This is a genomic window from uncultured Microbulbifer sp. (assembly GCF_913055755.1).
GTDB lineage: Bacteria > Pseudomonadota > Gammaproteobacteria > Pseudomonadales > Cellvibrionaceae > Microbulbifer.
The window spans coordinates 1-9,573 of record NZ_CAJXKH010000122.1 but is presented as its reverse complement, the minus strand read 5'-3'; the positions used below and the strand labels follow the sequence as shown (position 1 = coordinate 9,573).

6 protein-coding genes and 1 tRNA gene are annotated in these 9,573 nt (G+C 60.5%); 5 read left to right on the top strand and 2 right to left on the bottom strand.

Annotation, left to right across the window (positions count from 1 at the left end; all coding sequences use genetic code 11):
* On the top strand, nucleotides 1–1,812 hold a 1,812-nt coding region (locus QZ511_RS15410; protein ID WP_295803689.1), incomplete at its 5' end, for a 3'-5' exonuclease.
* Nucleotides 1,813–1,963: 151 nt separating this feature from the next.
* Here QZ511_RS15410 and QZ511_RS15405 read toward each other — a convergent pair.
* Nucleotides 1,964–2,383: a cytochrome c5 family protein gene (locus QZ511_RS15405; protein ID WP_295803686.1), complete on the bottom strand. Its 420-nt coding sequence runs from the start codon at nucleotides 2,381–2,383 to the stop codon at nucleotides 1,964–1,966.
* Nucleotides 2,384–2,634: 251 nt separating this feature from the next.
* On the opposite strand from QZ511_RS15405, the gene QZ511_RS15400 reads away from it, so the two are divergent.
* Together QZ511_RS15400 and QZ511_RS15395 are read left to right on the top strand one after the other, a co-directional pair.
* A tRNA-Arg gene (locus tag QZ511_RS15400) sits at nucleotides 2,635–2,711 on the top strand.
* Nucleotides 2,712–3,140: 429 nt separating this feature from the next.
* A complete protein-coding gene (locus tag QZ511_RS15395; protein WP_295803685.1) occupies nucleotides 3,141–5,390 on the top strand; it encodes a TonB-dependent receptor in 2,250 nt (749 codons plus the stop codon).
* A 90-nt stretch (nucleotides 5,391–5,480) separates the two neighbouring features.
* On the opposite strand, the gene QZ511_RS15390 is transcribed toward QZ511_RS15395, so the two are convergent.
* Nucleotides 5,481–7,178, bottom strand: a complete 1,698-nt coding sequence (locus QZ511_RS15390) for an alkaline phosphatase D family protein (protein ID WP_295803683.1) — start codon at nucleotides 7,176–7,178, stop codon at nucleotides 5,481–5,483.
* Nucleotides 7,179–7,385: 207 nt separating this feature from the next.
* Here QZ511_RS15390 and mtgA point away from each other — a divergent pair, with 207 nt between their 5' ends.
* Together mtgA and QZ511_RS15380 are read left to right on the top strand one after the other, a co-directional pair.
* The gene (gene mtgA / locus QZ511_RS15385) at nucleotides 7,386–8,066 is read left to right on the top strand and encodes a monofunctional biosynthetic peptidoglycan transglycosylase (RefSeq protein WP_295803681.1); all 681 of its coding nucleotides are present in this window, start codon (nucleotides 7,386–7,388) and stop codon (nucleotides 8,064–8,066) included.
* 110 nt (nucleotides 8,067–8,176) lie between these two features.
* Nucleotides 8,177–9,544: a C13 family peptidase gene (locus QZ511_RS15380; protein WP_295803680.1), complete on the top strand. Its 1,368-nt coding sequence runs from the start codon at nucleotides 8,177–8,179 to the stop codon at nucleotides 9,542–9,544.
* The last annotated feature ends 29 nt before the right edge of the window (nucleotides 9,545–9,573 follow it).

Below are 9,573 nucleotides of genomic sequence, written 5' to 3'. Positions count from 1 at the left end.
GCGCAAACCTTGGGGAAAAAAGAAGCGCGGGGCCTGAAAGTCTCTACCTTTCACACCCTGGGGCTGAACATCATCAAATCGCATGTGAAAGATTTGGGCTTAAAACCCGGCTTTTCACTGTTTGACGATAAAGATTCGCTGGCGCTGTTAACTGACCTCACCGAAGACACCTTAGATGGCGATAAAGACCAGCTCTCTTTGCTACAAAGCTGCATCTCGAACTGGAAAAACGATTTATTACTGCCCGATCAGTTATTACGTCAGGTAACCAGTACCGGTGAAAAAGAATTCGCCGAGGCGTACCGGCAGTATCAAAACCACTTAAAAGCCTATAACGCTCTGGATTTTGATGATCTTATCCTGCTGCCCACGCTGCTGTTAAAACACAACGAACAGGCGCGAATGAAGTGGCAAAGTAAAATTCGCTACCTGCTGGTGGATGAATACCAGGACACCAACAGCTCCCAGTACCTGCTGGTGAAAATGCTGGTGGGCAGCGGCGGCGGCCTCACTGTGGTGGGCGACGACGACCAGTCGATCTACGCCTGGCGCGGTGCGCGCCCGGAAAACATGAGCCAGCTGAAGCAGGACTATCCCAACCTGCGCCTGATCAAACTGGAGCAGAACTACCGCTCCACCAGCCGCATCCTCAAGGTGGCCAACCACCTGATCGCCCACAACCCCCACGAGTTCGACAAGGCGCTGTGGTCCGACCGCGGCCTTGGCGACGAAATCCGCGTGCTCAAGGTCACCAACGAGAACGAGGAAGCGGAGCGGGTCGCCAACGAAATCTTCCTGCAGAAGGCCCGTCGCGGCGCCAAGTTCATGGACTTCGCGGTACTCTACCGCGGCAACCACCAGGCGCGCCTCATTGAAATGAAGCTGCAGGAAAACCAGATTCCCTACCAGATGTCCGGCGGTACCAGCTTCTTCGCCCGCGCGGAGATCAAGGACGTGATGGCCTACCTGCGTTTGCTTGTGAACCCGGATGACGACAACGCCTTCCTGCGTATCATCAACACCCCGCGCCGCCAGATCGGCACCAGCAGCCTGGAGGCCCTGGGCAACTATGCCAAGGGCCGCGAGATCTCGATGTTGCGCGCCTGCAGCGAAATCGGCTTCAGGGAACACATTACCGAAGCCGGCTACGAACGCCTCGACCGCTTCGCCCACTGGCTGGAAGGCGTGGCCAGGAACTGCCGCGACAACAGCCCGGAGTCCGCGCTGCGGGAAATGCTCGAGGATATCGACTACGCCGGCTGGCTCTCCCAGAACGCCAGTAGCGAGAAGGTGGCCGAGAAGCGCATGGAGAACGTCTACTGGCTGCTCGACAGCCTGATGAAAACCATGGAGGGCACCGACGACGAACTGGAGCAGGACGTGCGCCTGGAACAGGCGATTTCCAAGCTGATCCTGCGCGACATGCTCGACCGCCAGGAAGAGGAAGAGGCCACCGACAAGGTCAGCCTGATGACCCTGCACGCGGCCAAGGGCCTGGAGTTCCCCCATGTGTTCATGATCGGCATGGAAGAAAACCTGCTGCCCCACCGCAACAGCATCGAGGACGACAACATCGAGGAAGAGCGCCGCCTCACGTACGTGGGTATCACCCGCGCGCAGAAGACCCTCACCATGACCCTGGCCGGCAAACGCAAAATGTTCGGCGAGAACCAGGACACCACCCCCAGCCGCTTCCTCGAAGAACTGCCGGAGGAGGACTGTGTATTTGAAGGCTTCGGCAAGGCCACGCCGGAACAGAACCAGGCGAAGGGCGCGGAGACCCTGGGGTCGCTGTTGAGCATGTTCGACTAAACGGCAGGATTGCCGTTTTGCACAGCCGGAGGCTGCCCGAAGGGTGAGGGCCATGGATGGCCCGAATGGCTAACGCCGTGCCAACAAGTGAACAGCCACAAAAAAGGCCGCTCAATGAGCGGCCTTTTTTCTTTCCAGAGCAAGCGGTCGCTTACTTGGACCCCTCTACCATATGGTCGACAGCAGCCTTGACCTCGTCATCGGAGCAGGTCATACACAGGCCCTTCGCCGGCATCGCGTTGAAGCCGTTGAGCGCGTGGGTGTACAGGGTGTCCATGCCCTTGTCGATCCGCGGGCCCCAGGCACCAGCATCGCCGAACTTGGGTGCACCGGCCGCGCCGGTACCGTGACAGGCGGCACAGTGGCCACTGTAAACGTCACTACCGCTGCGGGCACCACCGGAAGAAGCCGCTGCCGCAGGCGCCGCCGCCGCGCACTCGTCGCCCTTCATGCAGGTCTCACCTACCGGCGCGATGCGTTCGGCGATCTGTTCATCGGCAGACTGGGCCACGGCTACCGCCGCACCAGCCACCACGGCCAGTGCCGCTACAAAATTCAATACAACTTTCATCCATTCCCCCTAAAGGCCCAAGTGGCCCGTAGATTCCGGCGTGTTCGCCACATACCTCTACCAGTCAGCCGCGCATTATAAGCATACCGCCCGCCCCTGCGAAGGCCCGCGCACCAATCGCACAGCATAAGAATCCGGATACGGCCCAATTCCCTTTGCCCTGTCACCGCCCTTCTGTATAATCCGCGTCCGCGCCGGGGTTGTGTAACCCGTTGATTTGGCGCAGATTTGACCGCCAAGGTCAGTGTCAACCGCCCGTAGCTCAGCTGGATAGAGCGTTGCCCTCCGGAGGCAAAGGTCAGAGGTTCGAATCCTCTCGGGCGGGCCATATATGAAAAAGGCCACCCAACGGGTGGCCTTTTTCATATATCGTCCCAAGCCCGAGGGCTTCGACCAATTCCCAGGTTCGAGCCGGAGGCGCGCAGCGCCGGAGACCAGCGACCGCAGGGAGCTAATCCTCTCGGGCGACCTCTCTCATTTATCACCCCAAGCCCGAGGGCTTCGCGGAATTCCCAGGTTCGACTCGCAGGCGCAAAGCGCCGGAGAGCAGCGAGCCCGCAGGGCGAAGCTAATCCTCTCGGGCGCCCTCCGTCATACTCCCCTCCACCAACCACCAACCACCAACCACCATTGTGCCGATGCAGCCACCGCATCCACATCGCCATCAAAACGATTTGTCACTGATTGGTCACGCCATCGTATTAATCGCCGTCTAGTATCCAGCGCGTATTTTTTGACAATAAATGCTGGAGTTACCATGAACCGGATTTTGAAACGGAACTTCCCTCTGTCCACCCTGGCCTGTGTCATTTCTGCTTTTGCGCTGCAGGCTCAGGCACAACAACAGACGCAACTGGAAGAGGTGATTGTCACCGCGCAAAAGCGCGAGCAGGCTATCGTGGATGTACCGATGACCATCAGCAGCATGGATAGCGATACCCTGAATGAACTCGGTATCGACCGCTTCGACAGCCTGTCCGACCTGATACCCGGTCTGGTGGTGCAGCAACAGAGTGTGAACAACAACGGCTACGTAATCCGCGGGATCACCTCCGATGATGGTAGCGCCCCGGGTGCGGCACGGGTTTCGGTTTACCTGAACGGTACCGATGTATCCCGCTCCCGCGCGTCCTATTTCGAGGTATACGACATGGAGCGCGTCGAAGTGGTGAAGGGCCCGCAGGCAACCCTGTTTGGCACTGCCGCTTCCATCGGTGCCATGAGCTTTATCACCGCAAAACCACAGCAGGATTTTGCCTCGTCGCTGACGGTGGGTGCCGGCAATTACGATATGCGCAAGCTCGAAGGCATGGTGACCGGTGGCAACAAGATACTGCAGGGCCGGCTGGCATTCACCACCCGGGAACGGGCCGGTTACGTGGAGAACTCCAGTGGCGAGGTAGACCTGAATGGCTATGAGCGCGAGGCCTTCCGCCCCAGTCTGCGCATCACCCCCAGCGACGACCTCACCATCGATCTGGTTTACAACCATGACAAGGCCAGCGATCCGGGTACCGCCTTCGTCAACCAGTCTGTGCTGTTTACCGACCAGGCCGCGCTCAGCGTACCCGACAACAACATACTGGGGATGAACGATATCGGTGTGGACCGCACCGTTAAAGATTTCAATGCGACGGTGGACTGGACCATCAACAACCAGCTGGCACTTACCTATATCGGCGCGCAGCGGGACTACGATTCCCTGGAAGCATTCGATGCAGACGGCACAGGTTTCGAGATGCTGAATTTTTCCGAGGATGCCAGTGGTGACCAGGCCAGCCACGAACTGCGCCTGAATTTCAGCGGCGAGCGTATTAACGGCTTTGTGGGCGCGAGCTACTTCGAGGAAGAAGCCGAACAGTTCGTGGGCTTCGCCACCGAGGAAGGCACCTTTCTCAGCTGCGCCGGTGCTTTGGCCGCGGTCAATATTCCGGGCTGCAATGTGGACAGCACCGCGCTGCTCACCGGTGGCACGCTGGCGGCCCTGCCCTACCAGAGCTATTACGCCAACGGGGCCAGCAACAGCAGCGTGAACCTGTTTGCAGACGTTTCCTACCAGGTTACCCCGCAACTGGAAGCCACCGTGGGTGCGCGGCTGGTGCGCGAGGAGCGCGAATCCAGCTACTCCAGCGAAATGCCTTTTTCCCAGATTCTCGCTTCCCAGGGTGTACTGACCGACCTGTTCTTCGGCCTGGCCCACAATACCAGCGGCGACGTTATTCGCGGCGAGTCCGACAACTCCGCGCTACTGCCACGCTTCAATCTGCTGTACACCCTGAACGACAGCGTCAATCTGTACGGCACCCTCTCCAAAGGTGAGCGCTCGGAAGTGATCGACATATCTTCCGGCAGCGAGAACATCGTGCCGGCGGAGGAAATCTCCAACTACGAGCTGGGTATCAAGGGCCGCCTCGCCGGCACGCCACTGGATTACGCACTGGCGGTCTTCTACCAGAACTACGATAACTTCCAGGTAAACGTGATCGACCAGGACAGCGGCCAGTCGCGTACAGAAAATGCTGGCTCCGCCACCAACACCGGACTGGAAGCGGAGCTGCGCTGGAGCGCGACGGAAGATCTGCAATTGCTGGCAAACATGGCCTATATCGATGCGGGCATCGACGACGATTCCAATAACGGCAGCTACGCCGGCAACCAGTTCCGCCTGCAACCGGAGCTGACCGGTGCCGTCAGTTATCTCTACGAGACACCGATCAACAGCAGCCTGCTGTTCACCAGCAGCGGCAGCTGGAGCTATCGCTCTTCGGTGTATTTCGATATCGCCAACCGGTTTGAAGAGGACGCCGTGGATCTGCTCAACCTGCGCGCAGGCATTGCCGCCAGTGATCGCAACTGGGCGCTGACCCTCGCCGCCAGCAATCTGCTGGACGAGGAGTACATCATGGATGCCGGCAATACCGGTGCCTCCTTCGGCTACCCCACCTATATCGAAGGCGCGCCGCGCACCTTGAGCCTGGAATTCAGCAAGCGTTTCGGCGCTTTCTGATAACGCCGGTCGGGCAAGCCAATAGAAAGCCAGCGCGACTTCCGTGTCGCGCTGGCTTTTTTGATTGTGCGGATTGTCGGTGCGAGAAAATTAAGATCCTCTCAGACTGTGGGTGACACTGTGGCGGGCCACTTCGGCAAACTCGGTACTGTCGATGTTATCCACGTACATCCATTCTGCCTGCACCGAATCGCGACGGAAGGTCAGCGCCATATAGCCGCGCTGGTGCAGATTGCAGTACTGCAGGTCGTCCACCAGTACCGCCATACCAGCCGCCAGCTCGGTTGCGGATTTCTCGTTCAGCTTGAGATAGGTCTCCATGCCCGGGGAGGTAACGCTGGGGGTCGCGAATTCCAGCCCCACCATTTCCCCCTTGGCATCTTTCAGGTGGCTGTACCAGGCGTTGTGCGTATCGCCGGCCACCACGACCAGATTTTTGTTCAATGAGTTTATGTGCCGGTACAGGGCTTCGCGCTCCACCGCGTAGCCATCCCAGGCGTCGAGATTGTAGGGCACGACCTGTTGCAGGCGGGCGCGCTGGCTGTCACTGAGCGGTTCCCCCTGCAGGCTCGCGGCCTTGAGGCCGATCAGCTCGGCAGTGAGATCCTGGCTGTCGCCGCGGTAGAAACTGGTCATCATTTCCACCGGCAGGTGCATACGCCCCATCAGTACCTGCTGCCCCAGCATCTGCCAGCGGCCGCTGGAGGCGGTCAGGGCTTCCTGCAGCCACTGTAACTGCGGCTTGCCCAGGAGTGAGCGGGAGGGATCCGACATCGCGCTGGTGAAGCCCTCACCGTCGAAGTTACCGTCGCTGTCGATATAACTGGCGAAATCCAGTTGCTGGTCGCGGCCGATCACGCGGGTATCCAGCATGTGCAGATCCAGCAGGTCGCCGAAGCTGAAACTGCGGTAGATCTGCGGGTTGCGCTCGCCCATGGGCGGGCGGATCGGCAGCCATTCGTAATACGCCTGTACCGCGGCGACGCGGCGGGCGAAGAAGTCACCTTCGTCTTCGCTGTGGTTTTGCGCCCCGGCTTTCCAGGTATCGTTGCTGATTTCGTGGTCGTCCCACACCGCGATAAACGGCGCGGCGGCGTGCAGCGCCTGCAGGCCGGCGTCGCTGCGGTACAGCGCATAGCGCCTGCGATAATCGGTGAGTGACAGCAGTTCACCGCGGTTGTCTTCCGGCAGCGCGCGGCCGATCTCGGCAGACTGTTCTGTGGCGTAACCGCCGGCGCCGTACTCGTAGATGTAATCGCCGAGATGCAACACCGCATCCCAGTCGTCGGCGCCCGCCGCCAGCTGGTAGACGTTGAAGTAACCCGCCGGGTAGTTGGAGCAGGAGAATACCGCGAGTTTCAACTGCTCTACGCCGGCTTCCGGTAATGTTTTGGTGCGGCCCACCGGGCTCTGCTCACTGGCGCCGACAAAGCGGTAATAGTAAGTGGTGTTTGGCTGCAGGCCCTGAACATCGATCTTTACCGTGTAATCCCGTGCGAGATCGGTTTCTGCCCCGCCGCGGCGGATGGTGTCGGTAAATTCAGGATCGCGGGCCAGCTCCCAGGTCACCCTGGTCGGTCCGGTGGTCGCGGCAGTCTGCCGCGGAGTAACCCGGGTCCACAGGATCACCGCGTCCTGCAGCGGATCGCCGCTGGCCACGCCGTGCGCGAAGGCGACCTCGGAGGGCAGCTGGGGCCGGGTCATGGCCTGCAGCGGAGTGGAGACGGCAACGCCGCCGGTAGCCGCGAGAGCCGCTTTGATAAAATTACGTCGGGTAAATTGGGTCACACCGAAGCTCCCTGTTGTTATCACTTGACCGCCCAGCCTAGGGCAAAGTTGTGACAGGACTGCGAACATCTCTCCAGTCACACTGGCACAATGGCCCCGCCGCGAATTCTCGCTACACAGATGGAACCCTCGTGCGCTGAACCTATCACAGTACACCCACAGTCAAACTTTGAATTCACTCCACTACCCATGCTCAACAGGTGCGCAATGACCCGCCGAGTGCAGCGACTGCTTAAACCCGCATTGTGGCTCGCCATCATATGCCTGCTCGCAACCGCACTGCCGGTGCTGGCGCTGCGCTGGATTGACCCGCCCTCGTCCGCGGTAATCTTCGCCTGGGAAATTGGCAATAGCCGCGAAGCAAAGCACCAGTGGCGGCCCCTGGACGATATCTCTCCCAACCTGCAGATCGCCGTGATTGCCGCCGAAGACCAGAAATTTCCGAACCATATGGGCTTTGATCTGGTCGCACTGCAAAAGGCCCTGAGCGAAAACCGCCGGCGCACCCGCGGTGCCAGCACCATCACCCAGCAGACCGCCAAGAACCTGTTTCTGTGGAATGGCCGCAGTTATCTGCGCAAGGGACTGGAGGCCTGGTTTGCGCTGTGGATGGAAATCCTCTGGCCGAAAGAGCGGATCCTGGAGGTCTACCTGAATATCGCGGAGTTCGGCGATGGCATATACGGTGCCGAGGCCGCGGCACGCAGTCACTTCGGCACTTCCGCGCAGTACCTCAGCCGCTGGCAGTCCGGTCTGCTGGCCGCGGTACTGCCCAGCCCCAGGCGCATGTCTGCGAAGTACCCTTCGGAATATGTACAGGGCCGGGCATTTACCATCAACCGGCAGGCGCGGCAGCTGGGTGGCACCGGCTACCTGAAGTCGCTGTAAGCGAGGCCATATCCCGCGGGCAAACGGCCAAGCAAGGGGCCAAGCAAGGGACCGGACAAGCGACCGGGCAATTTGGTAACCTCGCCGATACAGCAATACCGGTATCCCCCATGAAACACGCCGCACATCTCTCCCTCCCCTTCCTGATCCTGCTGGTTACCGCGTGCAAGCCCGCGTTCGGCGGCGGCACTGTGCTGCCCGACGGCTCGGTATACGAGGGCGAGATGCAGGATGGCCTGTTCCACGGTCGCGGCGAACTCACCTGGCCCGATGGTCGCCATTACCGGGGCGGTTTCGAGAACGGATTCCTGAGCGGACAGGGGGAATTTGTCTACAGCGATGGCTGTACCTATACCGGCGAGTTTTCCGAGGGCGACCTCAACGGCCAGGGCCGCTATGACTGCGGCGACACCGCGTGGGAAGGCGAATTCCACAACGGCGACCTCGCGCGGGGCACCGTGGTGTGGCCCGGCTTCGGCAGCTATGAAGGCGAGCTGCAGGACTTCCAGCCCCACGGCAAGGGCATACTGACCCGCACGGATGGCACCGAGATACGGGCCAGTTTCGAGTACGGGCAGGCCAACGGCGAGGGCGTACGCCTGCGCAATAGCGCCCGGGGGGAGCCGGTGGAGGAAGCCGGTTATTTCGTTAACGACCAGTACTACCCCAGTGAACAGGCGTGGATCAACAGCGAAACCACCGCGAGAACCAGCGTGGAAGCCCGCCTCTACAGCGAGGCCGAGCGCCTGCAAGCGGCCCTCGCTACTCTCGCACCGCAGCGCCCCGGAGTGCGCGACGTGTACACCCTGGTGGTGGGCGGCGACGGTACTCAGGGAGTGTTCACCAAGGAGGTGAACTGGGTTGCCGGCCGCCTCGGTACCGTGTTCGATATCGCGCAGCGCCAGATCCGCCTGAGCAATGGCAGCGACGGAAGCCTGCCGCTGGCCACCCGCACCAGTGTGGAGCGAAGCCTCAAGGCGCTGGACGCGGTGATGGACCCGGAGGAAGACCTGTTGCTGGTGCACCTTGTCAGCCACGGTGACAGCAACGGCGACCTGGTACTGGCGGAACAACAACTGCCCCTGAACTACCTGTCAGTGGCGGATGGCAAGCGGTGGCTCGACACCCTGAACGCACGCTACCAGTGGATCATCATTTCCGCGTGCTATTCCGGCCAGTGGAAAGACCCGCTGGCATCCCCCGAGCGGGTGGTGTTCACCTCCGCCGCGGCGGACCGCACCTCATTCGGTTGCAGTGACGATTCCGAGCGCACCTGGTTCAGTGCGGCGCTGTATGGTGATGCGCTGGCAGAGGGTGTAAATGACCCCGCCGACTGGTTTGCGGCCGCGAACCGGCGGGTGACGGCAATGGAAAAAGAACAGGGTTTTGAGGAAGATTTCCATTCGTTGCCACAGCGGGCACTGGGTCGAGAATTTTTACGCTGGTGGGCAAGCGACAAGAACCTTACTAAACGTTGAGCACCACCTTGCCGATGGAATGGCCGCTG

Coding starts and splice junctions, on each gene's coding strand:
- QZ511_RS15405 (WP_295803686.1), bottom strand. CDS start 2,383: ATGAAAGTTGTATTGAATTTTGTAGCGGCACTGGCCGTGGTGGCTGGT.
- QZ511_RS15395 (WP_295803685.1), top strand. CDS start 3,141: ATGAACCGGATTTTGAAACGGAACTTCCCTCTGTCCACCCTGGCCTGT.
- QZ511_RS15380 (WP_295803680.1), top strand. CDS start 8,177: ATGAAACACGCCGCACATCTCTCCCTCCCCTTCCTGATCCTGCTGGTT.
- mtgA (WP_295803681.1), top strand. CDS start 7,386: ATGACCCGCCGAGTGCAGCGACTGCTTAAACCCGCATTGTGGCTCGCC.